This window comes from Micromonospora purpureochromogenes (assembly GCF_900091515.1).
In the GTDB taxonomy this organism is placed as follows: domain Bacteria; phylum Actinomycetota; class Actinomycetes; order Mycobacteriales; family Micromonosporaceae; genus Micromonospora; species Micromonospora purpureochromogenes.
The window spans coordinates 6,430,389-6,454,572 of record NZ_LT607410.1; the positions used below are offsets into that span (position 1 = coordinate 6,430,389).

At 73.6% G+C, this 24,184-nt stretch carries 25 protein-coding genes, 1 tRNA gene and 1 pseudogene; 13 read left to right on the plus strand and 14 right to left on the minus strand.

What is annotated here, in order from left to right:
- The first annotated feature begins 51 nt into the window (after positions 1 to 51).
- The gene (locus GA0074696_RS29290; RefSeq protein WP_231925191.1) at positions 52 to 933 is read left to right on the plus strand and encodes a hypothetical protein; all 882 of its coding nucleotides are present in this window, start codon (positions 52 to 54) and stop codon (positions 931 to 933) included.
- Positions 934 to 945: 12 nt separating this feature from the next.
- On the opposite strand, the gene rsmI is transcribed toward GA0074696_RS29290, so the two are convergent.
- Positions 946 to 1,785 carry a 16S rRNA (cytidine(1402)-2'-O)-methyltransferase gene (gene rsmI, locus GA0074696_RS29295; RefSeq protein WP_218896842.1) on the minus strand — a complete coding sequence of 280 codons (840 nt, stop codon included), beginning with the start codon at positions 1,783 to 1,785 and terminating at the stop codon, positions 946 to 948.
- Positions 1,786 to 1,876: 91 nt separating this feature from the next.
- On the opposite strand from rsmI, the gene GA0074696_RS29300 reads away from it, so the two are divergent.
- The 3 genes and pseudogenes from GA0074696_RS29300 (at position 1,877) to GA0074696_RS29310 (ending at position 6,081) form a co-directional block, all read left to right on the plus strand.
- Positions 1,877 to 3,547 (plus strand): dolichyl-phosphate-mannose--protein mannosyltransferase, encoded by a 1,671-nt coding sequence (locus GA0074696_RS29300; RefSeq protein ID WP_088964078.1) that lies wholly within the window; start codon positions 1,877 to 1,879, stop codon positions 3,545 to 3,547.
- A gap of 494 nt (positions 3,548 to 4,041) precedes the next feature.
- On the plus strand, positions 4,042 to 5,313 hold the full coding sequence (locus GA0074696_RS29305) for a VWA domain-containing protein (RefSeq protein WP_088964079.1): 1,272 nt from the start codon (positions 4,042 to 4,044) through the stop codon (positions 5,311 to 5,313).
- A gap of 1 nt (position 5,314) precedes the next feature.
- Positions 5,315 to 6,081 (plus strand): annotated as a pseudogene (locus GA0074696_RS29310) (peptidase).
- Between the two features lie 41 nt (positions 6,082 to 6,122).
- On the opposite strand, the gene GA0074696_RS29315 reads toward GA0074696_RS29310, so the two are convergent.
- Positions 6,123 to 6,392, minus strand: coding sequence for a hypothetical protein (locus GA0074696_RS29315; protein WP_088964080.1), 270 nt, complete (start codon positions 6,390 to 6,392; stop codon positions 6,123 to 6,125).
- Between the two features lie 300 nt (positions 6,393 to 6,692).
- Here GA0074696_RS29315 and GA0074696_RS29320 point away from each other — a divergent pair, with 300 nt between their 5' ends.
- The 4 genes from GA0074696_RS29320 (at position 6,693) to GA0074696_RS29335 (ending at position 9,770) form a co-directional block, all read left to right on the plus strand.
- On the plus strand, positions 6,693 to 7,346 hold the full coding sequence (locus GA0074696_RS29320; protein WP_088964081.1) for a 4'-phosphopantetheinyl transferase family protein: 654 nt from the start codon (positions 6,693 to 6,695) through the stop codon (positions 7,344 to 7,346).
- Between the two features lie 115 nt (positions 7,347 to 7,461).
- Positions 7,462 to 8,484, plus strand: coding sequence for a DUF4352 domain-containing protein (locus GA0074696_RS29325; RefSeq protein ID WP_088964082.1), 1,023 nt, complete (start codon positions 7,462 to 7,464; stop codon positions 8,482 to 8,484).
- A 184-nt stretch (positions 8,485 to 8,668) separates the two neighbouring features.
- Complete coding sequence (locus tag GA0074696_RS29330) at positions 8,669 to 8,863, plus strand: general stress protein CsbD (RefSeq protein WP_088964083.1); 195 nt, start codon at positions 8,669 to 8,671, stop codon at positions 8,861 to 8,863.
- 25 nt (positions 8,864 to 8,888) lie between these two features.
- Complete coding sequence (locus GA0074696_RS29335; protein ID WP_088964084.1) at positions 8,889 to 9,770, plus strand: thioredoxin family protein; 882 nt, start codon at positions 8,889 to 8,891, stop codon at positions 9,768 to 9,770.
- Between the two features lie 25 nt (positions 9,771 to 9,795).
- On the opposite strand, the gene GA0074696_RS29340 is transcribed toward GA0074696_RS29335, so the two are convergent.
- Both GA0074696_RS29340 and GA0074696_RS29345 read right to left on the minus strand, forming a co-directional pair.
- Positions 9,796 to 10,416 (minus strand): VOC family protein, encoded by a 621-nt coding sequence (locus GA0074696_RS29340; protein ID WP_088964085.1) that lies wholly within the window; start codon positions 10,414 to 10,416, stop codon positions 9,796 to 9,798.
- Between the two features lie 294 nt (positions 10,417 to 10,710).
- Positions 10,711 to 11,055: a VOC family protein gene (locus tag GA0074696_RS29345; RefSeq protein WP_088964086.1), complete on the minus strand. Its 345-nt coding sequence runs from the start codon at positions 11,053 to 11,055 to the stop codon at positions 10,711 to 10,713.
- 215 nt (positions 11,056 to 11,270) lie between these two features.
- On the opposite strand from GA0074696_RS29345, the gene GA0074696_RS29350 reads away from it, so the two are divergent.
- Positions 11,271 to 11,879 (plus strand): hypothetical protein, encoded by a 609-nt coding sequence (locus GA0074696_RS29350; RefSeq protein ID WP_088964087.1) that lies wholly within the window; start codon positions 11,271 to 11,273, stop codon positions 11,877 to 11,879.
- A gap of 41 nt (positions 11,880 to 11,920) precedes the next feature.
- Here GA0074696_RS29350 and GA0074696_RS29355 read toward each other — a convergent pair whose 3' ends face one another.
- Together GA0074696_RS29355 and GA0074696_RS29360 are read right to left on the minus strand one after the other, a co-directional pair.
- Positions 11,921 to 12,712 (minus strand): hypothetical protein, encoded by a 792-nt coding sequence (locus GA0074696_RS29355; RefSeq protein WP_157746137.1) that lies wholly within the window; start codon positions 12,710 to 12,712, stop codon positions 11,921 to 11,923.
- 174 nt (positions 12,713 to 12,886) lie between these two features.
- A complete protein-coding gene (locus GA0074696_RS29360) occupies positions 12,887 to 13,252 on the minus strand; it encodes a hypothetical protein (protein ID WP_157746138.1) in 366 nt (121 codons plus the stop codon).
- 236 nt (positions 13,253 to 13,488) lie between these two features.
- Between GA0074696_RS29360 and GA0074696_RS29365 the strand changes: the two genes are divergently transcribed.
- A complete protein-coding gene (locus GA0074696_RS29365; protein WP_088964090.1) occupies positions 13,489 to 14,082 on the plus strand; it encodes a DinB family protein in 594 nt (197 codons plus the stop codon).
- 151 nt (positions 14,083 to 14,233) lie between these two features.
- Here GA0074696_RS29365 and GA0074696_RS29370 read toward each other — a convergent pair.
- From GA0074696_RS29370 to GA0074696_RS29395, 6 genes are all read right to left on the minus strand, one after another.
- Positions 14,234 to 14,307: transfer RNA gene (locus tag GA0074696_RS29370), tRNA-Ala, on the minus strand.
- A gap of 224 nt (positions 14,308 to 14,531) precedes the next feature.
- On the minus strand, positions 14,532 to 15,332 hold the full coding sequence (sepX, locus tag GA0074696_RS29375) for a divisome protein SepX/GlpR (protein WP_172894499.1): 801 nt from the start codon (positions 15,330 to 15,332) through the stop codon (positions 14,532 to 14,534).
- A gap of 177 nt (positions 15,333 to 15,509) precedes the next feature.
- The gene (locus GA0074696_RS29380) at positions 15,510 to 16,160 is read right to left on the minus strand and encodes a GNAT family N-acetyltransferase (protein WP_088964092.1); all 651 of its coding nucleotides are present in this window, start codon (positions 16,158 to 16,160) and stop codon (positions 15,510 to 15,512) included.
- Positions 16,157 to 17,452: a molybdopterin molybdotransferase MoeA gene (locus GA0074696_RS29385; RefSeq protein ID WP_088964093.1), complete on the minus strand. Its 1,296-nt coding sequence runs from the start codon at positions 17,450 to 17,452 to the stop codon at positions 16,157 to 16,159. The genes GA0074696_RS29380 and GA0074696_RS29385 overlap by 4 nt, the downstream gene beginning before the upstream one ends.
- Positions 17,449 to 18,402 carry a UTP--glucose-1-phosphate uridylyltransferase gene (locus tag GA0074696_RS29390; protein ID WP_088964094.1) on the minus strand — a complete coding sequence of 318 codons (954 nt, stop codon included), beginning with the start codon at positions 18,400 to 18,402 and terminating at the stop codon, positions 17,449 to 17,451. Before GA0074696_RS29390 ends, GA0074696_RS29385 begins: the two co-directional genes overlap by 4 nt.
- Positions 18,403 to 18,411: 9 nt before the next feature.
- Complete coding sequence (locus GA0074696_RS29395; RefSeq protein WP_172894501.1) at positions 18,412 to 20,601, minus strand: GGDEF domain-containing protein; 2,190 nt, start codon at positions 20,599 to 20,601, stop codon at positions 18,412 to 18,414.
- 84 nt (positions 20,602 to 20,685) lie between these two features.
- Between GA0074696_RS29395 and GA0074696_RS29400 the strand changes: the two genes are divergently transcribed.
- A complete protein-coding gene (locus GA0074696_RS29400; RefSeq protein WP_088964884.1) occupies positions 20,686 to 21,342 on the plus strand; it encodes a 5-formyltetrahydrofolate cyclo-ligase in 657 nt (218 codons plus the stop codon).
- A gap of 216 nt (positions 21,343 to 21,558) precedes the next feature.
- Here the strand turns inward: GA0074696_RS29400 and GA0074696_RS32155 are convergent, their stop codons facing one another.
- On the minus strand, positions 21,559 to 21,753 hold the full coding sequence (locus GA0074696_RS32155; RefSeq protein ID WP_231925192.1) for a hypothetical protein: 195 nt from the start codon (positions 21,751 to 21,753) through the stop codon (positions 21,559 to 21,561).
- A 532-nt stretch (positions 21,754 to 22,285) separates the two neighbouring features.
- Between GA0074696_RS32155 and GA0074696_RS32160 the strand changes: the two genes are divergently transcribed.
- A complete protein-coding gene (locus GA0074696_RS32160) occupies positions 22,286 to 22,984 on the plus strand; it encodes a flagellar biosynthesis protein FlgA (protein WP_231925193.1) in 699 nt (232 codons plus the stop codon).
- A 247-nt stretch (positions 22,985 to 23,231) separates the two neighbouring features.
- On the opposite strand, the gene GA0074696_RS31285 is transcribed toward GA0074696_RS32160, so the two are convergent.
- Positions 23,232 to 23,411, minus strand: coding sequence for a hypothetical protein (locus GA0074696_RS31285; RefSeq protein WP_407940627.1), 180 nt, complete (start codon positions 23,409 to 23,411; stop codon positions 23,232 to 23,234).
- A 230-nt stretch (positions 23,412 to 23,641) separates the two neighbouring features.
- On the opposite strand from GA0074696_RS31285, the gene GA0074696_RS29420 reads away from it, so the two are divergent.
- A complete protein-coding gene (locus tag GA0074696_RS29420) occupies positions 23,642 to 24,175 on the plus strand; it encodes a hypothetical protein (protein WP_088964097.1) in 534 nt (177 codons plus the stop codon).
- Positions 24,176 to 24,184: the final 9 nt, after the last annotated feature.

Genomic DNA, 24,184 nt, shown 5'->3' on the forward strand with positions numbered 1-24,184 from the left:
TCGCCGACACGCGGCCTGAGCTGCCCGGCGCATCTCCCGACGCGGTGTCCAATGAACGCCGTGACTGGCAGAGGAGCGGCACCCGGGCGCGGCGAGAAGTCCCCGGGCACCAGGACGGACCCGCCGGCCGCACCGGCGCGGGGCGGCGCGGTCGCGCCCCAGCCGAGGGTGGTGCCGGGACCGGACGAGACGCCGGTCGAAGTCGAGCCGACCACCGGCGCGCCGGTCGACGCGGTGCCGCGCCGGGTCCCGGTCCGTCAGGCGGCGCGCGGCCCGCGCGCCGACCGCGCCACCGACCCGGGTACGGCCGAGGGGGACGCCGCCTTCTGGCCGCCGATCGAGGAGGTGCACTGGGACGGTACGCCGCTGCGCAAGGAGCCGAAGCGCGGCGAGCGCCCGCCGACCGGGCCCGCCCGCCCCCGCCCGTCGCGCACCGCGCACCCGCCCGACCCGGTGCGGGGACTGGCGGCGCTGGTGACGCTGAGCCTGGTCGCCGCCTTCTTCGCCTGGGTGAGCGCCGGGCCGCTCTGGCTCGCGGTCGGGCACGCCAGCACCGGCACGGTGGTGATCACGGGCTGCACCGGGGACGGGCTGACCCAGCGCTGCCGGGGCGTCTTCTTCGCCGACCGGGGCCGGTTCCTGGCCCACGGGGTCCGGGTCAGCGGGGTGCCGGGCGAGCGCCGGGCCACCGGTACGGCACTGCCGGCGCGGATGACCGGGGCGGGCGACGACACCGCGTACGTCGGCACCGGTTTCGGCCGGCACCTGAGCTGGCTGCTCGGGCTGCTGGTGGTCGCCGGCTGCGGGGCCGGCATCGCCCGCGGCACCGGGGCGACCCGGCTGGCCGACGCGCGGCAGCGCCGCTGGGCCACGGCCGGCGCGTACGGCGGGCCGGCGCTGATCACCCTGGGCATGCTGATCGCCGCCTGGTGAGGCCGATGCGCGTCAGGCGTGCACCACGGTGTAGACGTCGCGGCGACGCAGCCCGTACCCGGCGGCGACCTCGCTGATCGCGTCGCGCCGGGACAGCCCGGCGGCCTCCCGTTCGGCCACCGCGGCGCGCAGCACGTCGTCGTCGGGGCGTTCCGCCGGCCGCTCGGGGGCACCGGCGACCACCAGGGTGATCTCTCCGCGCGGCTCGCCCTCGGCCGCCCAGTCCGCCAGCTCGCCGAGGGGCCGGCGGACGATCTCCTCGTACGTCTTGGTCAGCTCGCGGCAGAGCGCGGCCGGGCGATCGGCGCCGAAGGTGGCGGCCAGGTCGGCCAGCGCGCCGGCGATCCGGTGCGGGGCCTCGAAGAAGACCAGGGTCCGTTCCTCGGCCGCCAGGGCGCGCAGCCGGGACCGTCGGCCGCCGGGCGAGCGGGGCAGGAAGCCCTCGAAGCAGAACCGGTCGCAGGGCAGGCCGGACAGCGCCAGGGCGGTGGTCACCGCGCTCGGGCCGGGGGCGGCGGTGACCGGCACGCCGGCGTCCAGCGCGGCCCGGACCAGCCGGTAGCCCGGGTCCGAGACGCTCGGCATGCCGCCGTCGGTGACCAGCGCGACCAGGTATCCGGCGGTCAGCACCTCGACCAGTTCCGGGGTACGTCGCTCCTCGTTGCCCTCGAAGTAGGAGACGATCCGACCGGCCACGGTGACGTCGAGGTCCCGGGCCAGCCGGGTGAGGCGGCGGGTGTCCTCGGCGGCCACCACGTCGGCGGTGGCGAGCACCTCGCGGAACCGCGCGGAGGCGTCGGCCGGGTTGCCCAGCGGCGCGCCGAGCAGGACCAGGCGCCCGGGCTCGGACATTTCACCCACGGGAAGGCTCCTTCATCGATCGGCGTGCCGCTGTCGGGGACGATGGGCGCCACCGGGCACCTCCAGAGCCTACGATCGCCGGGTGACGAGTGCGTCGACAGCGCAGAGCGCGAACGCGACCGGACCCGACCAGGGCATTCCGCCCACCGACGGTGGCGGCGTCCCGGCCGTCGTGCGTCGCCGGCTCGCCACCGTCGAGGCCCGGCTGGACGTGAACTCCTGGATCGCCACCGCCGTGGTGGTGGCGATCGCCGCGATCCTGCGCCTGCTCGGCCTGAGCAGTCCCAAGGGCAAGATCTTCGACGAGATCTACTACGCCCGGGACGGCTACGGCCTGATCGACAAGGGCGTCGAGTGGAACTACAAGGACAACGGCCCGTCGTACGTGGTGCACCCGCCGCTGGGCAAGTGGTTGATCGGGCTCGGCGAGTGGGCCTTCGGCTACGCCGACCAGGAGCACAACATCTCGGTGCCGGGGCACCTGTTCACCACCGCCCCGGAGTTCGGCTGGCGGTTCTCGGCGGCGCTGGCCGGCATCCTGTCGGTGCTGATGCTGACCCGGATCGCCCGCCGGATGTTCCGCTCCACCACGCTGGGCTGCGCGGCCGGCCTGCTGCTCGCGCTGGACGGCTTCCACCTGGTGCTCTCCCGCACCGCGCTGCTCGACATCTTCCTGCTGCTGTTCGTGCTGGCCGCGTTCGGCGCCCTGGTGCTCGACCGGGACGCCCGGCGGCGGCGCTGGACCCGGGCGTTGGACGACGGGCTCGACCCGGCCGCGCCGGGGCGGGCCGGGCGGCCGGCCGGCGGCTGGCGGACCTGGCCGTGGTGGCGGCTGGCCGCCGGGGTGCTGCTCGGCTGCGCCTGCGCGGTGAAGTGGAGCGCGCTGTACTTCGTGCCGGCGTTCGCGCTGCTGGCGCTCTTCTGGGAGGTCGGCGTCCGGCGCTCCGCCGGGGTACGCCGCCCGTGGCGCGACGCGCTCCTCGACGAGCTGCCCTGGCTGGTGCTCGCCGGGCTGCTGATGGTCGTGACGTACGTGGCCACCTGGTCGGGCTGGCTGCTCGGCGACGACGGCTACTACCGGCTGGCCGCCCGCTACCCCAACACCCCGGGGCTGAGCGACACCCCGGTCCTCGGCGCGCTGAACAACCTGTACCAGTACCACCGGGCGGCGTTCGAGTTCCACACCGGCCTGGAGACCCCGCACAAGTACCAGTCGTGGCCGTGGCAGTGGCTGCTGCTCGGCCGGCCGGTGGCCTTCTACTGGTCGGGTGACGGGGCGTGCGGGGCGCCGAGCTGCGCCTCGGAGATCCTGCTGCTCGGCACGCCGCTGCTCTGGTGGTCGTTCCTGCCGGCGCTGGCCGCGACCGCCTGGCTGGGCCTGGCCCGGCGGGACTGGCGGGCCGGGGCGATCCTGCTCAGCCTCGCCTCCGGCCTGCTGCCCTGGTTCTGGTTCGCCCTCGACGGCCGGACGATGTTCTCCTTCTACGCCGCCCCGGCGCTGCCGTTCCTGGTCCTCGCCGTCGTCTACGTGCTGGGCGCGATCGTCACCCCGACCGGTCCCGAGGGCGGCGCGGCGACCGACGCCGACCTGGCGCGCGGCGACGACCGCCGGCTGATCGGCGGGGTGATCGTCGGCGCGTACGTGCTGCTGGTCGCGCTCTGCTTCGCGTACTTCTACCCGATCTTCGTGGGCAACCTGCTGCCGTACGACGACTGGTCGGCGCGGATGTGGCTGGACGGCCGCTGGATCTGACCCCGCACCCGGGGCCGCGCGGCCGGCCGGGCGGGAGACGCCGGCGGCGCGGGGCGGCGCACACAAATAGAGCGCGCCCCGATCGCCTGCCACGGGGGAAGCGGGCGATTGGGGCGCGCAAGACAAAGCTTAACCACCCTTCGGCACCGGCACAACGGGGCGACTTGGGTCAGATTTCCGACCGATGCCAAGGCGGCGAGAGGTTTACCTCCGGCAATTGACGGATGGTCACCATTCTGTCGACGGTCTGCCGTAAAGCACGTGTAGGTCCTACCGTTTCCTGCCCGATCATGAGGATCGCCACGGGACGGACGGTGGAGGACCAGGCACCGGGACGGCGCGCGGGAAGCACACGGACGATCACCCGATCCAGCCGGACGGGACGGGCCGCCCCGCCGAGGTCGCGCGCCGGACACCTGGGCCGGAAGGCGACAGGAAGGGCGCTCACCCGCCCCAGATGATCATCCAGAGTGGACGTCACTACACTCCGCCCGGTGATCAACAAGAGGCGACCTACGGCGGTCCTGATCGGACTGCTGGCGGCCACCGTGCTGACCGGTCCGGCGCCGGCCGTGGCGGACGAGGAGACGCCCGCCGAGCCACCGAAGGTCGAGCTGGTGCTCGACGTCAGCGGCTCGATGCGGGCCCGGGACATCGACGGCCGCAGCCGGATCTCCGTCGCCCAACAGGCGTTCAACGAGGTGGTCGACGCGCTGCCCGAGGAGACCCAGCTCGGCATCCGGGTGCTCGGCGCGACCTACCGGGGCAAGGACGAGAAGCAGGGCTGCCTGGACACCCAGCAGATCGTGCCGGTCGGTCCGGTCGACCGGGTGCAGGCGAAGGCGGCGGTGGCCACCCTGCGGCCGACCGGCTTCACCCCGGTCGGGCTGGCCCTGCGCTCCGCCGCCCAGGACCTCGGCACCGGCGCCACCGCCCGGCGGATCGTGCTGATCACCGACGGCGAGGACACCTGCGCCCCGCCGGACCCCTGCGAGGTGGCCCGTGAGCTGGCCGCCCAGGGCACGAAGCTGGTGGTCGACACCCTCGGCCTGGCCCCGGACGAGAAGGTACGCCGGCAGTTGCTCTGCATCGCCGGCGCGACCGGCGGCACGTACACGGCGGCGCAGAGCGCCGACGAGCTGACCGGCCGGATCAAGCAGCTGGTGGACCGGGCGAAGGAGACGTACACCGCCGCGCCCACCGTGGTCGGCGGCACGGCGGAGTGCGCGAACGCGCCGCTGCTCGGCCCGGGCGTCTACCGCGACCGGGAGGCGTTCTCCGAGCACCGCTGGTACCGGGTGCCGGTACGGCCGGGGCAGGAGCTGCGCGCCTCGGTCAGCGTGGCGCTGGACCGGCCGGTGAACCCGGACCACGGGGTGCTGCTGCGGGCCACCGCCGCCGACGGCCGGGAACTGGTACGCGGGGTGGACGCCGGCAGTGGGCGTACCGATGTGGTCTCGGCCGGTGTGCGCTGGTCGGCGACGGAGGACGGCGCCCCGTCGACGCCCGGTGCCACGCCCGTCCCCGCCACGACGGTGTGCCTGGTGGTGAGCAATTCCTTCGCGCCCCGGCCGGGCACCCGGGCCACGCCGGGGATGCCGGTCGAGCTGACCGTCGACGTGGTCGCCTCGTCCCCCGCCCCGGCCGCGCCCGACCTGGGCCGGGGCTGGGTGCTGCTCGCCCTGCTCACCCTGGCCGGCCTGCTCACCGGCCTGGTCGCCGGGCTGCTCACCCGCTGGTGGGTCGCCACCTGGAGGGAGAACTGAGATGCGTACCCCGATGATGCTGGCGGCGGCGCTCGCCGCCGGGCTGGCCCTGCCGGCCGTTCCCGCCGCGGCGGCCGCCCCCACCCCCTCGCCCGGCGCCACCCCGGTCACCCGGGCCGGCACGTCCTTCCTCACCGCCACCGGCATCGCCGCCGGCCAGCCGGTACGGGTGGGCGCCTCCACCGGCGACCACCTCTACTGGTCGTTCCCGGCCTCGGCCGGGCAGCGGCACGAGATCAGCGCGACGGTGTCGCTGCCGAAGGCCCGCACCGGGGCCTCCATCTGGACGGTCGAGGTCTTCGACGGGTTGCGCCGCCAGCAGTCCTGCACCGCCGGGGCGCAGACCCGACGGTGGACGCCGCGACCGGCAGCGTGTCGCTCGGCTGCACCCTGCGCGAGGTGCGCTCCTGGGCCGAGCCCTGGTCGGCGGATCCGCTGCCCGGCACCTACTACGTCCGGCTGTCGGTGACCGAGCTGCCCGAGGCCGACCTCGGGCTCCCGGTCGACGTCGACCTGCTGGTCAGCGCGGACGGCGCGGGCTCGCGCGACGACGGCGAGTTGAAGGCGCCCCTGGTGCCGAACACCAAGGCCGGAACGGTGCTGACCGGGGAGCCGGCGGCGGCCCCGGCCGAGCAGGCGGACGGCGGGTTCGGCGACCGGCTGCCCGACCTCGGCTCGCGGTGGATCTGGAGCACGGTCGGCGGGGTCCTGGCCGCGGTGGCCGGCGTGGTCGGCTTCGCGCTGACCCGCCGTCCCCGCCGGCCCTGACCGGAGGCGGTGGCCGCCCGACCGGGGGCGGCCACCGCCGCTCAGGTCACGAGCGGCCCGCGGGGGACCCAGCCGATGAACCGGTCCTGAAGGGACGCCATCGGCGCGGCGCGCAGGTCGGCGCTGGCGGCCGCCAGACAGGAGCCCAGGTAGACGCTGAGCGAGGCGCGGTCCATCTGGTACTCGCTGAGCAGCCGGTTGCGTTTGGTCGGACACGGCCACTCCTCGCCACAGGAGCCGCAGGTCCACGCCGGTGTCACCGGAACGTGCTCGTCGGGGTGGGAACCCGAGGGTGCCGGGGCACCGGTCATCGTCACTTCCTCTCGGATGGTCGTACCTGGCACCGGCCCGCCGCGTCGACGACGCGCGGACGCCGGAAGATCCCCCGCGACGCCCTAACGGCGCTACGGGACGCTCCGGCGTTACACGGTTGCGGTACGTTCACCGTCGATGGCCGCCGCTGGTGGTGCACCGGGCTCGGGTGGTCAGCAGCTGAGAGGCGCGCGGCGGCGAGCCCGAGGTGGCGCTCTGGCCCGAATCGCCGCCCGTGCCGGCCGACCGGCTCGACGCCGAACGGGCCAGACTGTCGTCGTACCTGAAGGGGGTGGGTGATGCGTGATCTGCTGCCGCCGACCGTCTCGGTCGTGGTGGCCGGGCCGACGGACTGGGCGGGCGAGCTGCACCCCGCCGAGCAGAGCGGTCTCGGGGCGCGCGCGGTGGAGAGCCGGCGGCGCGACTACACCGCCGGCCGGGTCTGCGCGCGGCGGGCGATGGCCGAGCTGGGACTGCCCGAACTGCCGGTCCCGGCCGCGACCGACCGCTCCCCCGCCTGGCCGGCCGGGCTGGTCGGCACCATCACCCACACCCGCGGCTACTGCGCCGCCGCGGTCGCCCGGGCCACCGACATCCGATCCGTCGGGATGGACGCCGAGCGACACCGCGAGCTCAACGAGGGGGTACGCCGGCTGATCTGCCGCCCCGAGGAGGAGGAGCGCTGCGCCCGGCTGCCGGCCGGCACGTCCTGGCCGCTGGTGCTGTTCAGCGCGAAGGAGACCGTCTACAAGGTCTGGCACCCGGTTGTGGGCTCCTGGCTGGACTTCCAGGACGCCACGGTCGAGCTGGACCCGGACGCCGGGACGTTCACCGCGCGGATCGACCCGGTGCGGGTGGCGGCGGCGACGGTGGCCGACCCGCCGTCCGTCGTGATCGGACGCTTCGTCGTCGAGGGCGACCTCGTGCGCACCGCGGCCGTGCTGACGCATTGACCGTTCGGCCCGGTCCGGATCGACGAACGGCGGGTCGGACCCGAGACAATTCCGCGTTGCCCGCACCGACTAGCGTCGAAGAGTTCCCGATGCAGCCGAAGTGCCGAGGAGTACGGTGAGCCAGCCCCAGCCCCCTTACGGGCCGCAGGACCCCAACCAGCCGCCCGTCGACCCGTTCCCCACGGCGCCGGTCCCGCACCAGCAGTACCCGGCGGACCCGACCGCGCCGCTGCCGCCGGTCTCCGCGCCGCAGTACCCGACCGCCCCCCAGCCCCCGTACGCGCCGATGGACCCGACCGCCGTGCAACCGCCGACCTCCGGCGCGCCGTACCCGCCGGTGTCGGGCGCCCCGCAGCCGCCCGTCTCCGGCAGCCCGTACCCGCAGTACGACCCGAACGCGTCGATGCCGCCGGTCTCCGGCGCGCCGTACCCGCCGGTCTCCGGCGGCGGTTACCCGCCGGTGTCCGGTCCCGGCTACCCGCCGGCGCCGGGCCAGCCGCTCGGCCCGCCCGTGCAGTCCGGCGCGAAGAAGAAGCCGTGGGTCATCATCGGCATCATCGTCGCCGTGCTGCTCCTGCTCTGCTGCGGCGGAGGCATCGCCGCCCTGGTCGCCGGCGGCAAGAAGGCCGCCGACAAGGCGGAGGAGATCGAGCGCTCCCTGCCCACCCCGCGCACCACCGCCGCGCCGGCCTTCCCCGGCACGAAGCCCTCCGCTTCCGCCTCGGCGGCCGACGGCGAAACCTTCAACATGGAGCCCGGCGACACCCTGGTGATCGAGGACGACGAGGGCACCATCGAGATCACCATCCGGAAGTTCTCCACCTCCACCAAGGGCTGCCGCTCGTACGCCCCCGCCCCGGACAAGGGCCTCTACCTGATCGCCGACGTCACCGCGACGGTCACCAAGGGCAAGGCGTCGATCAACCCGTTCTACTTCCAGTGGGTGGCCGAGGACGGCACCACCGTCAACGGGCTGGCCGGCGCGCTCTCCGGCTGCGGCGGCGACATGCTCGACTCCGGCAGTGGCATCCGCGCCGGCAGCAAGCGCTCCGGCGCGGTGGTCTTCGACGTCAAGGACAAGAACGGCGTCGTCGAGTACCAGCACAAGTTCGAGGCCGCCGGCTCCTGGAAGCCGTGACCTCCCCGGTCCCCGTGGCGGGCCGGCTCCCCATCGTGGGGGCCGGCCCGCCCCCTTTCCTGGCGGTGCCAGGTCGTCGGCACCCTTCTCGGCGGTCGCCGGGGGTTTCCCGCCACAGCGGGCGGGGACGCGGGGCGGGAGGCGCGGACAGCGCGACTGGTCCACGAACCGACGAGGGGGCGGCATGAGTTCCACCGAACGGGCGAAGGACAGCGTCGAGCAGGTGGCCGGCCCTGCCCGGGCCCAGCTGGGCGACATGAACCAGGACGAACGGTCGCAGGCGGAACGGGTGGCCAAGCGCGACGAGATCCGGGGCCGGGAACCCGGCGAACACGTCCAGGAGGACGCTCGGGACGTCAGGGGTGATTTCACCACCTGACGACCCCGGTTGAGGAGAGCTGACCATGCGAATCCCGCACCTGATGGCCGAGCGGTGGGTGAACTCACCGCCGCTGGCTCCCGACGCGCTGCACGGTCGGGTGGTCCTGCTCGACATCTGGGAGTACACCTGCATCAACTGGATCCGTACATCGCCCTACGTCAAGGCGTGGCACCGCGACTACGCCGACCTGGGCCTGGTCGTCATCGGGGTGCACGCGCCGGAGTTCGAGTTCGGCAAGCAGGCCGAGAACATCGACCGGGGGATCCGCGACCACGGGCTCACCCACCCCATCGCGATCGACAACGACTTCAAGATCTGGCGGGCCCTCGGCAACAACGCCTGGCCGGCGAAGTACCTCTTCGATGCGGACGGACTACTGGTCGACCAATGGGTCGGCGAGGGCAGCTACGAGCGAGTGGAGTCGGAGATCCGGCGGCTGATCGAGGTCAGGGCGCCCGGCACCGAGCTGCCGCCGGTCAGCCCCGAAGCGATGGCGTTCGCGACGACTGGCGAGCCCTCCTACCTCGGCATCACGCCCGAAACGTACGTGGGCGCCCACCGCGCCGAGCCGGGCAGCTTCGCCCTGACCGGCGACTGGGAGACCAGCGGCGAGTACGTCGAACTCACCAGCGGCACCGGGGAGCTCGCCCTGCCCTTCAACGCCGGCGAGGTGAACCTCGTCGTGGACCCCGGCCCGTCCGGACCGGCGGCGATCGACGTGCTGCTCGACGGGAACCCGATCGGCGACGAGCGCGGCGACGACGTCGACCCGGACGCGGTGGCGCGCGTCGACAGGGCGGGAATGATCCGGCTCGTCGCCGGGGCGTCGCGGGACGATCACCTGTTGACGCTCGGCACCAGCCAACCCGGTCTGCGCGCGTTCGTGTTCACCTTCGGCCCGTGAGGGTGGGTGCGCGGCGCGCCGCTGCCTACTTGGGCGGTTCCGCGCCGGACTGCTCGCTCACCATGTACTCCGCGTACCAGTCGGGCCAGTTCGGGTCCTCCTGGCCGGTGCGCTTCTCGTGCTCGCCGTGGGCGGCCGCCGCCCGGCGGAGCGCGCCGGCCAGGTCGTTCACGGAGGTGAACGACGTCGCGGCAGCCTCGATCCGCCCGGGCAGCCGGGTGGTGATCTCCTGAACCTGCCAGTTGTTGCCGTCGGGATCGCTGAACGAGGTGCGCGAGAAGTAGCTGCGACGCTCGGGATCCGGACCGTTCACCGGCCCCTCGGGGCCGAGGTGGAAGACCTCGCTCGCCTCGACACCAGCGGCGACCAGGGCGTTCCGCGCCGCCTCCACGTCGGAGACGATCAGGTACGCCTTGGCCGAACCGGGCGCGGCCGACGTGAGGTTCGACCCGAACTGGACGGAGCAGTCGGAGCCCTGCGGCGTGAACTGGACGATGCCCGGCGGTGTCTTGTCGAGCCGCCACCCGAGGCGCCCGTAGAACTCCTTCGCGCGGTCGACATCCGAGACCGGGATGACGACGACCTCGAGCTTCAAGTCGACGTCCCGGATGTTCGGTGTCCCGCTGGCGTCGGTTTTCGGGCTCATCGTGGCCTCCCTGGGCTGAGTCAGGACGTCATGCGTCTCCCCGGGTTGGTCTCCTGGCCTGCGTGCTGCGCCATGGCAGGGCGCGCGGTCAGCCGGGCTGTCGCATCCGCGGAGGCCGCCGGTGGGGCAGGGTCTCGGTTACGACGCTACTGCTTCGGCACGTGCGGGGTGTCTGGTTCGGGGCATCGCGTCCGCTGCCGAAAAGGCCGTCTCCGACGTCGTGGTCTGGTCGGGCCGCTACCGAGGTCACGGGCTCTGCTGGCGTCGGCCTCGGCCAGCCGCCAAGCCGGCGCGTCAGATTGCGACCGGGTGGCGCGGTTCGTAGAGACCGAGCTCGCCGCCGCCGGGCAGCCGCAGCGCGGTACGCAGCCCCCAGCGCTCCTCGGTGACCGGGATCGTGAACTCGACGCCCTTCGCGGTCAGGTCGGCCATGGTCGCCGCGACGTCGTCGCACATGAGGAAGAGCTCGTGGGCCGGCTCGCCCTCGGCCGGGTGGATGGCGAGCTCGGCCGGCGGGAGCTTGAAGATGAGCCAGCCATGGCCGGCGTCCACATGGTGGTAGCCGAGGGTGTCCCGGAAGAAGGCGCGGTCCGCTTCTGCGTCGCGGCTGTAGATGATCACATGAGCGCCATTGATCATTCACCGACCATAATGCTGAGGTCCGACGCGGCAACGCCAATCTCGCCAGAAAATGCCAGGTGCCGCCCGACTCCCGAGCCTCATTCCTCGGGCCATGAGTGAGGTTCGATCACCCAGGGCTGGCCTGGGCTCCTCCGACAAGCCGCGTGACCGAGCGGGAGGCTGCCGAGTTGAGCCACGGATGACCCCTGGTCAACCACGGGACGGTGAGGTGCATGGACGACGGAGAACGTGAGCAGGCGCTGCTCACCGCCCTGACCACCGAGCATTTCGTGCTTCAGACCTCGCGCAGCGCGACCGTCACCGAGTCGGTGGGTCGGGCGACCGTCTTCCTGTCCATGCTCTCTGCCGCGCTGATCGGGCTCGGTTTCGTCGCCAGCAACGCCACGCTCGTCCGGCCCTACCTCGGGGCGGTGCTGCCGACGCTGGTGATCACCGGACTGCTCACATTCCTGCGGCTGGTGCAGAACATGGTGGAGAACGAGCTGGATCTCGCGCGGATCCAGCGCATCCGCGCGTACTACCATCGCCGGCTGGCCGGCGAGCACGACTTCTTCGCCGACGCGGTGCAGGGCGAGAGCATCATGCGGACGACCTGGGCGGCGGTCGGTAACGCGCCCCGGCGGGCGCAGCTGCTGCTGACCACGGCGGCGATGGTGGGCGCGGTGAACGCGCTGTTGGCGGGGCTCGCGGTCACGCTGCTGGCCGGGCTCGCGGGGCTGTCGCCCGGGTTCGCGATCGGCGTCGGCACGGTGTCGGCTCTGCTGGCCTTCGCCGCTCAGGTCGCCTACATCAACCGCGAGTCGATCTCCCAGCCCGGATAGGGGTCAGGCACCAGTCAGCGCTCGCCGGCCCCGCCGACGGATCAGCCCGCGACGTCCGGACGAGCACGCACCGCCCCTCCTTTGATCACGGCGAATACGGCGAGGCCGAGACCGAGAACGGCGACGACGGCCACCCAATGCAGGCGCAGACCCAGCATCAGCGGCACGAGCCCAAGCATCGACGGGATCGCCAGCAGGCACGCGATCGCCATCAGCGGACTCAACACCATCAGTCCGACCTTTTCGCCCCGGACCGACCACCAACCGTCTGCGGTACCGCGCTTGAGCCGCGCAGCCTCGAACAGCATGGGCAGACCGGAGGCGGCAAACATCCCCAGGAACAGGGTCTGCACCCAGCCGCGGTGGCCCCAGGCCTCGGTTTCCACCCGATCGCCGGCCGGCAGTTCGATCGCCACCGGGGTGCCCTCCCACAGCAACGCCTCTGCCTCTGCGTTATCGGTGAGTCTGCGGCTGCCCGAGGTGGGGACGTCGGTCTCGGCAAAGAACACATACTCGGCGTCGCGCTCCACCATCAGGTGCCAGTCACTGCCGGGGCCACGACTGTGCCAGGGGCCGGACAAGGTGACCGGGATCCGCTCGAGACAGCCCTTCGGCGGATCGACCTCCGGCTCTACCCGCATGGTCCCCGCGGGGCACTCCACGGCTCGCCGCATCGCGACCGCGTCGCGGATGCCGTCCGGGAGGTCGACCAGCGCCAACAGTCCGAGGACGCCCGCCAGCAAGCCGTAGAGCACGAGGAGCGCCGGCCGCGTCCAGAACGCTCGGCGCCAGAACTGCCAGCCGCGGGGAGGTGTCTTCCTTCGCCTGGACACAGCAACCACCTCCCTCCCGATTGTGGCTGCCCAGAGGTTAGAACGCCGCCCTGATCTGCGCATTACGAGCCGGTCGTCGGCTGCCGGTCTACCGCCGGGTCCTCGCCGCTCTCCGTTGATGTCGGTCGTAGAAGGCAGGCCGTGCTGCGGCGACGACCCTGGCCCGGTCTCAGGCTAGTGGGAGACGATCCCCCGCCAGAAGGCGGTGAAGAGGGCCACGCCGGCCGCGACCCGCGCGACGGCAAGTGACCGTGCCACACCCGGGACGGCGGCGACCCAGCAGAGTCCGACGAGGACGAACTGGACACCGAAGAAGCCGGCGAGGGTCAGCAACAGGTGCCGGCCGGGCCGGACCTTTCCCTGGGCCTGGTCGTGACGGCCGCTGAGGAGCCACCACACAACGGCCAAGCCGAGCGCGGCCAGCATCACCGGGACACCCCACGCCCGGTACGCGGCTTCGGAGACGAGCAGCACCACCAGCCCGAGCGGAAAGAGCAACATGGACAGCACGAACGCCGCACCACTGGCCAGTTTTCGCATCGCTCGGCCTTCGCGTCGTAGCTATGCCCGTCGCACCCTGACCGCTCGTCCAGCCGGTGGACCCGCCCATAACGCGGGCTTGCGACCTGTCCGCGGCCCACGGGTCAACCGCCGTGTCCGTCTAGGTCCGCTGGCGTCCACACCGGTTGGCACTCAATTCGTCACACCCACCAGGGAAGCTGGCCGCTACCGATCAACGCCAGTGCAGCATCGGCCTCGCAAACCTGGCGGGAACCGTGACGGTCACCGCCGATGATCTCGACGCAGCATTGTCCAGCGTTGTTGCCAGCCTACGGCCAGCAACCGAGCTGGACTGGTTCGCGCGGGCGGGCAGCCTGGAGTGGGACTGCTGGCACACCGCCGAGCACATCGGTGATTGCCTGATGTCGTTCGCGGGTCAACTCGTGGCCCGGCCGGAGAAGCGCTATGTGCGCTTCGCGGCGAACGCCGACAAGGACGCTTCCCCGGCACAGGTACTCGAGTTCGCCGAGGCGGGTGGCCGTATTTTGGCAGCCACGCTACGCACGTCCGGACCGGATGTTCGGGCCTATCACCCCACCGGCCAAGCTGATCCGGAGGGCTTCGCCGCGATGGGGTGCGCGGAGACGTTGCTGCACGGGGATGACATCGCCCAGGGCCTGGGTCTTGCCATCGATCCCCCGCGTGAGGTGTGTTCTCGGGTACTCGCTCGGCTGTTTCCGGAAGTGGCGCAGGAACTGGCCACCGTCGACCCGTGGGCGGCGCTGCGCTGGTCCACCGGCCGGATCGAGCTGCCGGGACGTCCGCAACTGAAGGAATGGCGCTGGCAGGGTGCTCCGCTGGGCGAATGAGCCCACGAGCCGTGACTTACCGCAAACCACCCTGGACCCCGCGGCGGCCCCCAGCGACGATCAAGAGCGGGCGAACACCGAGCTCGCGGTCACTGCTGCGCAAGATCGAAAAAGACCGTCTCCCACCACGGGAAACGGCCTTTGAACTGGGTGGAGTTGAGGGGATTCGAACCCCTGACCCCCTCGATGCGAACGAGGTGCGCTACCGGACTGCGCCACAACCCCTCCGCCGGCGAACCGGCTTCGGTCCCACCTGGCTTTCACCAGGCGGGCCGGCGACAAGGCTAACAGGTCCACCCTCCCCGCCGCGAATCCACCCCCGGCGCGCCGACGGGCTCCCCCCGGAGATCGACTCGGGATGCGGCATGTCGCGGTGTCCGAGCCGTCGAACACCGCGACACGCCGCAAACGGCGCAAGGAGCACCGGTGCGAGGAACGCGTCGGACCGGTCAGGCGGGGTGGGAGGAGCCGCGGCCGGACTGGTACTGCCGCCCCCGCAGCCCACCGGCCCGGCGGTAGGAGACGGAGCCACCCCCGCTGGCCGCGGCCGGCAGGTCGCCCGACCGGTCCAGGCCCATCGCGGTGCGGCGTACCGCCTCACGCTGGGCCGCCAGGCGGCGCTGCGCCTCCCGGCGGGCCGCCGCCCGGCGGGCCTGCTCACGCCGTACCTCGGCCTGCCGGGCGGCCAGCCACGCGGCCTCCCGGGCCTGGATCCGCCGCCGCCGGCGCTCCGCCACCGCCCGCTTGCGCAGGTGTACGACGTACGCCGCCAGCAGCGTCCCGGTGACCGAGATGCTGATCCAGAATCCGGGGCTGACCACGATCACGCCGACCAGCTCGACGAAGTTGAGCAGCAGCAGCGCGGCGAGCACCCGGCGACGCCGGTAGACGGCCGGGGTGTGGCGGCGCCGGGGCGGCGGTCGACGGCGGGCCTTGCGCCGGGCGGGCGGCACGGCGCGCAGCCGGCCCGAACGGCGGCCCCCCGCCGGAGGCGCGGAGACCGGGGCGCTCAGGTTCCCGGTGTTCGCATCTTCACTCAGCGTGACGACAAGCGCACGGGACGGGTTGAGCGGGCGCCGTCCCGGGACAGTACGGCGTCGCCGACGGCGCTGGAGCACCCGCGCCGTCGACTGCGCCCGCTCCGCCACCAGCCGCTCGGTGGCGTCGTACCGGCGGACCAGCGCCGGCGCGAGGGCGAGCAGGCCGGCGGCGGCGAGGACGGCGAGGAGCACCGAGGTCGGCACCCTCACCCCTCCCGTCACCGAATTCGGGGCAATCGCCGGGCCACCGCAGGATCTTCCCCGGATGGTCGTCCACGGCGCAGATCGTACGGGCGGGCAGCGCTTGCCACAGCTTGCAGTTACTTGAGGTTACGGGCCGTCGACCCTGATGCCGGCGCGCCGCGCCGATCCCGTCCGTGGGACGGCTCACCCCTCGCGGTCACGGATCCGGTGCCAGCGGGCCAGCAGACCGCCTTCGGCGGCCACCTCCTCGCTGGTCATCGCGTATCCGATGTGGTCGCGCCACGCCCCGTCGATGTGCATGTAGCGTACGTGGTACGCCTCTTCGCGGAAGCCCAGCTTCTCCACCACCCGCCGGGACGGCCGGTTCTCCGGCCGGATGTTCACCTCGACCCGGTGCAGCCCGCCCGGCCCGAAGGCGTGGTCCACGGCGAGCGCCATCGCGGTCGGGATCACCCCGCGACCGGCCACTGCGGAGTCCACCCAGTACCCGACGTACCCGGAGCAGAACGCCCGCCGGACGATGCTGCCCACGTTGAGGTGCCCGACCAGCCGGTCCCGGCCCTCCTCGCGGAGGCAGACCGCGAACGGCATCCCCTCGCCGGTGCGCGCCGAGCGTCGCTGGTCCTTGTGGACGTAGCGGAACGCGGCCGGCGAGTTGGTCTCGTCCCAGGTGCCCGGCAGGTGCGACTCCCACGGCGCCAGCCAGGCCTGGTTGGCGCGGCGCACCGCCGACCAGGCGGCGGCGTCCGAGCGCCGGTACGGCCGCAGCACCACCGGCCCGTCGGTCAGCACCACCGGCCAGCCCGGCGCCCGCCCGAAGCCGAACAGACTCACCGGCGCCGGTCCAGCAGGAGTACGTCCACGGTGGAGCCGGCGGCGGCGGTGGTCACCCGCTCGCCGAGCACCATCAGCCCGTTCGCCTCGGCCAGCCCGGACAGGGTGTACGGCCCACCCGGCAGCGGCTGGACCGTGTATCCCCCGCCGCGTCGCTCGGCGACGTGCGCGGGGCGGAACTCGCGCAGCCCGCCCGGGGAGGTGATGGTCTCCAGCAGGTGCGCGCGGACGCTCGGCCGGAACACCGGCTCCGCCCCGGCCAGCAGGTTGATGGCCGGGCGGGCCAGCACCTCGAAGCCGATCAGCGCCGAGCCGGGTTCACCGGGAAGACACACCACCGGCACCTCCTCGGCGCCGACGGTACCGAATCCGAGCGCGGTGCCGGGATAGAGCGCCACCTCGGTGAAGGTGACCGGTCCGGCCCGGCCACCCTCCCTCCTGGACAGGATCCGCCGGACCATGTCGCCGGGGCCGGTGCCGGTGCCGCCGGTGGTGATGATCAGGTCGGCCCGCAGGGTCTGGTCCTCCAGCAGGCCGCGCAGCCCTTCCGGGTCGTCGTCGCAGATGCCGACCCGGTACGCCAGCGCACCCACCTCGGCCGCGGCGGCGGTCAGCGCGTGCGAGTTGGCGTCCACCACCTGGCCGGGCTGGCTGCCCCGGCCGACGTCGACGAGTTCGTCGCCGGTGGCCACGATGACCACCCGGGGGCTGGGCCGGACCACCACGTGCCCGATCCCGGTGGCGGCGAGGACGGCGACCAGCGCCGGCGAGACGTACGTGCCGGCGCGGGCGAGCAGGGTGCCGGCGGGTAGTTCCTCACCGGCGCGGCGGACGCCGTACCCGCGCTTGGGGGTCCGGAAGATCTCCACCGCGGCCATGCCCTGGTCGGTCCACTCGACCGGGACGACCACGTCCGCGGCCACCGGCAGCGGCGCCCCGGCGGCGACCGAGAAGCACGAGCCCGGGGTGAGCCGGACCGGTCGCCAACTCGCCGCGCCCAGGTCGCCGACCACGTTCAACCGCACGGTACGGCCGCCCGACCCCCCGGAGGGGGCCGGGCCGTAGCCGACGAGGTCCTCCCAGCGCGCCGCGTACCCGTCCACCGCCGCCTGGTCGAAGGCGGGGAACGAGTGCGGCGCGACGACGTCCTCGGCGAGGACGTTGCCGTACGCCTGGGTGAGGTCGAGGTCGAGCGGAGGCAGCGCGCGCAACCTGCGCAGCACACTGCCCAGGTAGTCGGCGAGCGGCGTCAACTCGTTCGCGGCCGCCTCGGCGTCGGCCGTCGCTGTCATGTATTAGGACCGCCCGACGCGTCGGAGTTGACGAACTCGGCCAGCCACTTGCGGAACTCACCGCCGATGTCCTCGCGCTCGACGGCGATCTGCACCACCGTCTGGAGGTAGCCCAGCGGCATGCCGGTGTCGTAGCGGGTGCCCCGGTAGACGATGGCGTGCACCGGCACGCCCTCGTTGCGCAGCAGTTCCATCGCGTCGGTCAACTGGATCTCGCCGCCGCTGCCCGGCTCGGTGCGGCGGATCGCGTCGAAGATCCGGCCCGGCAGCACGTACCGGCCGAGGACGGCGAGGTTGCTCGGCGCGTCCTCCGGCTTCGGCTTCTCCACCATGCCGGTCACCTTGACCACCTCGCCGATGTCGGTCAGCTCCGACTCGGCCGGCTCGACCGAGGCGATGCCGTACCGGCTGGTCTCGGCCGGATCCACCTCGAAGAAGGCCAGCACCACACCGCCGGTGCGCGCCTGGAGCTCCAGCATGGCCGGCAGCAGCGGCTGGTCGAGCTTGACGAACTCGTCGCCGAGCAGCACCGCGAAGGGCTGGTCGCCGACGTGCGACGCGGCGTACCCGACGGCGTGGCCGAGGCCGAGCTGCTCCGGCTGGCGGCGAGTGTGGATCTCGGCCAGCTCGGTGGTCCGCTGTACGGCGGCCAGCAGTTCCGGCTTCTTCGCCAGCCGTTCCTCCAGGTCGGGCCGGCGGTCGAAGTGGTCCACCATGGCGGTCTTGTTGCGCCCGGTGATCAGCAGTACGTCGGTGAGCCCCGCCTGGGCGGCCTCCTCGACGATGTACTGCAGGACCGGACGGTCGACCACCGGCAGCAGTTCCTTGGGCACCGCCTTCGTCGCCGGCAGGAACCGGGTGGCCAGGCCGGCGGCCGGGATGACGGCCTTGACGGCACGGGGACGACCGGTCGCGGCGGCCGTCGAGGGGTTCGCTGAGTGCTCCGACATGTCGCGAGACTATCGGCCACGGCTCTGCCGCGGCGGGTGAGGACCGGAAGACGCGCCGCCCGTAACGGGCTGTGTCACACCCGGAGCGGGTGCCGGGACTCCGGCGGCCTGCCGGCTCGAACCCTCCGCCGCCCTGGTGGCCGCCGGCCCGGCGCGCGGCAGCTCGTCGTCCGGGCTGACCGAGCCGGCCGGCACCGGGATCTCCTCGGTCACCGCGTCGGGGCGCAGCCCGGTCACCCGGTAACCGTCCCGTCCGGCGGCCTTGGCCGCGTACAAGGCCTCGTCGGCGGCGTCGAGCACCTGCTGGCCGGTGCCCGCGTGGTCGGGGAAGACGGCGATGCCGATGGAGACGGTCACCGTGATCGCCACGTGCTCGTCCACCACGATCGGGGTGTCCCGCACGGCCGCGCCCAACCGCTCGGCGACGATCGCCGCACCCCGGGCGTCGGTCTCCGGGAGCAGCACCACGAACTCCTCGCCGCCCTGCCGGAACGCCAGGTCGACCTCGCGGATCTCGCCGCGTACCCGGCGGGCGAACTCGGCGAGCACGACGTCCCCGGCGGTGTGCCCGTACGTGTCGTTGACCCGCTTGAACCGGTCCACGTCCAAGGCGAGGATGCTGAGCATCCGCCCGAACCGGCTGGCCCGCTCCACCTCGCGGCGCAGCGACTCGCGCAGGTAGCGGTAGTTCCACAGCCCGGTCAGCGGGTCGGTCAGCGAGAGCCGTTGCGCCTCCTCGTGCACCCGGACGTTCTCCACCGCGACCGCCGCGTGGCCGGCGAAGGTGCGCAGGGTGGCCAGGTCGTCGTCGTCGAACTCCACGCCGCCCAGCCGGTCGTAGAGGGCCAGCACCCCGACCGCTGGCTCCCGGCCCGCCGATTCGGCGCCGCCGGGCGCGGTGAAGGGCACCGCCACGTACGTCTCGCAGCACGGCTCCCCCGCCGGCGCCTCGGCCGGCTCGAACCGGCCGCGCTGCGGCTCCCCGGTGGCGGCGACCGCTCCGATCACCCCGGTGCCGACCGGCACCCGCAGCGGCTCGGCGTCCGGCATCCGGCCGTCCAGCCCCTCGGCGCACTGACCCACCAGCACGCCGTCCGGGTCGAGCAGCAGCACCGCTCCGGCCCGCGCCCCGGTCGCCGCGAGCGCGCTGTGCAGGATCACCCGCAGGATGCGTTGCAGGTCGTGGGTGCTGGCCAGGGTGTCGCCGAGCACCGCCAGGTGCCCCCGCAACTGGTCCCGGCTGCTGGTCAGCGCCGCCACGTAGCTGGCCGTCTCTCGGGTCATCCGGTTGAACGCGCCGGCCAGCCGGCCGATCTCGTCCCGACTGCGCACCGGCACCCGCGCGGTCAGGTCGCCACGGGCCACCCGGTCCACCGCGCCGGCCAGCTCGACCAGCGGCCGGGTGGTCACCCGGGCCAGCCGCCAGGCGGCCAGCACCGCCAGCACGGCGGCGAGGAGCACCGCGCCGACCAGCACGGCGGGCAGCCCGGCCGGCTGCTCGCCCGGGACGGAGAGGACCAGCGGCAGCGGCTGTCCGGGGCTCGGGCCGAGGCGGCGCACGTACCGGCCGTCGGGGGTCTCGGTGACCCGGTCGCCGTCGACGGTGCTCGCGGCGGCGAGCACCGCCTCGCGTACCCGGTTGGACTCGGTGGTGTGGGTGACCCGGTCGGGGGCGGCGGGGCCGTCGAGCAGGGTGACCGCCACGCCGGTGGCGGCGGCCAGGCGGGCGACGAACGCCGGGTCGACCACCTGGGCGGCGGCGACGGTGCCGAGCGCGAGGCCGGCCGGGTCGCGCAGGTCCACCCGGGCGCTGAGCGCCCGGACCGGCCCGGCAGCGGTCCGGTCGCCGGAGCAGTCCTGCCAGGGCGTCGGGGGCGCACCGGGGGTGGCGTAGGTCGTGGTGCCGGCCACGTCGGTGACCAGAACCGCGCCGGCCAGCCCCCGGCTGACCACCTGGGTGGCGGCGCCGGCCCGGGCGGCGGGATCGGTCCGCAGCGCCACCGCGTCGGCGGCGGCCCGGAGTTGCTGGCAGAGGGCGTCCACCGAGGTACGCACCGTCGAGGCGGCGAGCCCGAGCCGTTCGGTGGAGCGGCTGCGGTCGACGGCCGCGAGGGTGGTGCCGACGAAGACCGCTCCGAGCAGCACCGGGCCGAGCACCACCGCGAGGAAGGCCGCCGTCAACCGCCCGCGTAGCGTCAAGCTTCCCCCCGGAAGTTCCGCGCCCTTTCCTGCGATGCTGACACAGAGCGACCGGAAGACGCGGTTTGCGCAAGGGAGTGTTGCGTGCCCGAATTTCCTGATGGAGCGCATGAGGCCAAACGCGAGACGCGGGTCGCGCTGCTCGCCCACCGTCGGGCGCTGACCGCGCCGCAGCGGGCCGAAGCCGCGGCGCGCGTCCGGGCCGAGCTGGTGGATCTGGTACGCCGGCTGCGCCCGCACCGGATGACCGGGTACGTGCCGGTCGGCTCCGAACCGGGCGGCCCGGAGCTGCCGGAGGCGCTGCGCGCGGCGCTGCCCCGCCAGGCCGAGCTGCTGCTGCCGGTGCTCCGCGACGACCTGGACCTCGACTGGGCGGCATACGACGGGTCCGACTCGCTGGTGGCCGCCGGACGCGGCATGCGGGAGCCGGCCGGCCCTCGGCTGGGCCGCGCGGCGATCGGCGAGGCGGAGCTGGTGGTGGTGCCGGCGCTGGCGGTGGACCACCGTGGCCTGCGCCTGGGTCGCGGCGGCGGCTCGTACGACCGGGCGCTGGCCCGGGTGCCGGGAAGAGTCCTGATCGTGGCGCTGTTGCACGACGGTGAGCTGGTCGAGGCCCTGCCCGCCCAGCCGCACGACCGCCCGGTGCACGCCGTAATCACCCCGTCGGGCGGTCTGCGTACGCTGACCGACGCGCCCGGTGTCGATCCCCCCACGTCCGCTGGACGAACCCGGGCCCGATGACGCACCATTGGCACTCGAAACCGTCGAGTGCCAACCGGCCGTACCAGATCCGGAGGAGAACGTGCCCACGTACCAGTACGCCTGCACCGCGTGTGGCCACCAGCTCGAGGCGGTGCAGTCCTTCTCTGACGAGCCGCTGACCGAGTGCCCCGCGTGCGAGGGGCGGCTGCGCAAGGTCTTCAACTCGGTTGGTGTCGTCTTCAAGGGCTCCGGCTTCTACCGCACTGACTCCCGCTCCTCCGGCTCGGAGAGCAAGACCGGCAGCACCACCCCGAATCCGGCGAAGTCGGACAGCGGCTCCTCGTCGGGCAGCGGGTCGTCGGCCGCCTCGTCGAACGGCGGCAGCACGTCGGGCTCGTCCGGCTCGTCGGGCTCGTCCAACGGCGGGTCGGCCAAGGCCGCGGCCAGCACCTCCTCCTCCTGATCTAGAACGCCCCCGCCCCCGCCGCCCCGTCTGGGCCGCGGGGGCGTTTGGCGTATGCGCTCCCCTCGCCCGGCATGGTGCGCGGTCCTCGCTTGACCAGGCGCCGGCCGGTGGCCCCGGCGGCGGGCCTGGGGTTGGCTCTCCTGAGGTGGCATGGTCCTGGGGCGCGGACAGCTGGCCGGCGTGCCGACCCGGTTGTACGGCGCTGTGGAGCTGATGACGCAAACGACTCAGCCTGGCGGGCGTGGGGGTTGGACAGCTCGCACCGTCCGGGCTGACCTTCGTTAGCAGGTCGAGCGCCGCTTCGGGGGTTGTCCACAGGCCTGCCGGTTGTCCACAGGCCGGTGCACATGGCGCTCCGGCGTCCGATCCTGCCGCCTAGCGTGCTGTCGGAGCGCCGCTATGGCGCCGGGCAGCGAGGCGAGGGTGGGCGGTCGACGACCCTCGGGAGGCGGCCCGACGGCGAGGCACGCGCTGGGTTCCGGGGGCGGCCCGACGGCGAGGTGGGAGGTGGGCGGCATGGCTGGTGGTGGCCCGGACGGGAGGGACTCCCTGCGCCCGGTGCGCTGGCTCCGCCGGCCCGGCGGCGGCACGCTGCTGCGCCTCGGGCTGGTCGCCGCCCTGCTGGGCCTCGCGGTGGTCGTCCTCGACTCGTCCGGCGGCTGTCCCACTCCGGCTCCGCCGGGCTCCTCGGCTGACGGCGCGATCGCCGGAGGCACACTGGCCGCATCGGCGGACGGGACCGGATCAGCCGGGGACCTGTCGGGCGAGGAGTCGTCGAATTCAGGCGTGCCGGGGGCCGGGCCGTCGACCGAAGGTGGTCTGCCGGGAGCGGGGCCGTCGACCGAAGGCGGTCTGCCGGGCGCAGGGCCGTCGACCGAGGGCGGTCTGCCGGGGGCAGGGCCCTCGACCGGAGGTGATCGGCGGGGCGCACTGCCGCTGCCGAGCGGGTCGGTGGGCGTACCGGTGCGGCTGGCCGAACCCGCAGCGCTCGCCGTGCTGCGGCCGGGAGCCCGGGTCGACCTGCTGGTCGTACCGGCCGGCCGGACGCCGGTGGAGGCCGCACTGGTGGCCTCCGGAGCGCTGGTGCTCGACGTGGTGGGCGGCGACGCCGCCGACGGTTCCTCGGCCCTCTACCTGGCGCTCCGCCCGGACCAGGCACAACGCGCCGTCGGCCAACCGGAGGGAAGTCGCTTCGCCGTCGTGGTACGCGGCTGACCCAGCCGCCCGCCCCGCGCCCAGGCCCGACGGGACGAGCGCTGGGCTGCTGCCGCGATCTCCACCAGCGGCTGCCTCGATCGCGTCTCCCAGGCCCGTCGACAGCAGGGGCTCTTGATCGGGTAGCAATTTCCGAGGCGACACGCCGACGCGAGCCTCGGAAACTGCTACCCGATCATGAGGCGCCAGTCGGCGACGGCGGTCACCCGTCCGACCCGACGGCTCCCGATGATGGAAGAAGGGTGGGTCAGTCCCAGTGCGGCGGGCGCTCGGCGAGCAGCCAGTCGTCGTTGCCGCCGATGCGCTCACCCCAGCCGTGGTCGGTGTCGTCCACGGTCTGTTCGGGCAGCACCACGAAATCCTCGCTGAGATCGACGGCGCGGTCGTCGTCGCGCACGTCCGGATCCTCGATGCTCACGACCGGCAACACTATCCCAGCCCAGCCCGATCCTTGCGGCCACACGTAGACCAGGACGAGGAGTGCGCAGCCGCCCGGCCTCGTCGACCAGACGAGCCTGACCCGGGACTGCGCCCTCCCGCAACTCGGCTGCGAGCCACCCCAGTCCCGGGTCGCCACCGCCTCGCCCCAGTCACCGGCACCGACCCGTCGCCGCGTCGGGCGGCCGAGGGCTCGCCGCGTTGGTAGCGTCGGACGGCGTGACGACGCCCAGTGGTGCCAGCTCCGAGGACGAGTTCTGGCGACGGCCGCCCGAGCAGGCCCAGCCGACGGCACCGGACACCGATCGGACGACTCCCGGCACCGACGGCGCGACGCTCGGCGAGCCCACCTTCGGCAGCACCCCGGCAGCGGGTTCGCTGCCCTCCGGGCCCGCGACCGGCACCACGGCGACGACCAACGGCGTGGCGCATGCCGGCACGCCCGCCGCGCCGACCTCGCCGTCACCGTGGGCCGCCCCGACGGACGTACCCCCGGCACCGGTCCCGGGGCAGGCGACCGCCCGGCCCGACCGTGGCTACGCCGGTCCCCCGCCGACCACCCCGCCGCCGCCCGGATGGCGACCGCCGGTGCACCTCCAGGCCACGCCGCCGCGGGCGCTGCCGCCGCAGGACATGGAAGCCATGGACGCGGCGGAACAGCGCGCGCAGCGGGTCACCTACGCCGTCGGCGCGGTGGCCGGGGCGGTGTTGCTGGTGCTGCTCTGCCTGCTCTGCTCCCGGGCGCTCTTCTGAGGCGGACGA

Excerpts from the sequence above, each read along its gene's own strand:
- GA0074696_RS29360 (WP_157746138.1), bottom strand. The coding sequence starts at position 13,252 with ATGCGAAAACTGGCCAGTGGTGCGGCGTTCGTGCTGTCCATGTTGCTC.
- GA0074696_RS29350 (WP_088964087.1), top strand. The coding sequence starts at position 11,271 with ATGGACGACGGAGAACGTGAGCAGGCGCTGCTCACCGCCCTGACCACC.
- GA0074696_RS32160 (WP_231925193.1), top strand. The coding sequence starts at position 22,286 with ATGGCTGGTGGTGGCCCGGACGGGAGGGACTCCCTGCGCCCGGTGCGC.
- GA0074696_RS29385 (WP_088964093.1), bottom strand. The coding sequence starts at position 17,452 with ATGACAGCGACGGCCGACGCCGAGGCGGCCGCGAACGAGTTGACGCCG.
- GA0074696_RS29290 (WP_231925191.1), top strand. The coding sequence starts at position 52 with ATGAACGCCGTGACTGGCAGAGGAGCGGCACCCGGGCGCGGCGAGAAG.
- GA0074696_RS29345 (WP_088964086.1), bottom strand. The coding sequence starts at position 11,055 with ATGATCAATGGCGCTCATGTGATCATCTACAGCCGCGACGCAGAAGCG.
- GA0074696_RS29340 (WP_088964085.1), bottom strand. The coding sequence starts at position 10,416 with ATGAGCCCGAAAACCGACGCCAGCGGGACACCGAACATCCGGGACGTC.
- GA0074696_RS29390 (WP_088964094.1), bottom strand. The coding sequence starts at position 18,402 with ATGTCGGAGCACTCAGCGAACCCCTCGACGGCCGCCGCGACCGGTCGT.
- rsmI (WP_218896842.1), bottom strand. The coding sequence starts at position 1,785 with ATGTCCGAGCCCGGGCGCCTGGTCCTGCTCGGCGCGCCGCTGGGCAAC.
- GA0074696_RS29315 (WP_088964080.1), bottom strand. The coding sequence starts at position 6,392 with ATGACCGGTGCCCCGGCACCCTCGGGTTCCCACCCCGACGAGCACGTT.
- GA0074696_RS29335 (WP_088964084.1), top strand. The coding sequence starts at position 8,889 with ATGCGAATCCCGCACCTGATGGCCGAGCGGTGGGTGAACTCACCGCCG.
- GA0074696_RS29320 (WP_088964081.1), top strand. The coding sequence starts at position 6,693 with ATGCGTGATCTGCTGCCGCCGACCGTCTCGGTCGTGGTGGCCGGGCCG.
- GA0074696_RS29330 (WP_088964083.1), top strand. The coding sequence starts at position 8,669 with ATGAGTTCCACCGAACGGGCGAAGGACAGCGTCGAGCAGGTGGCCGGC.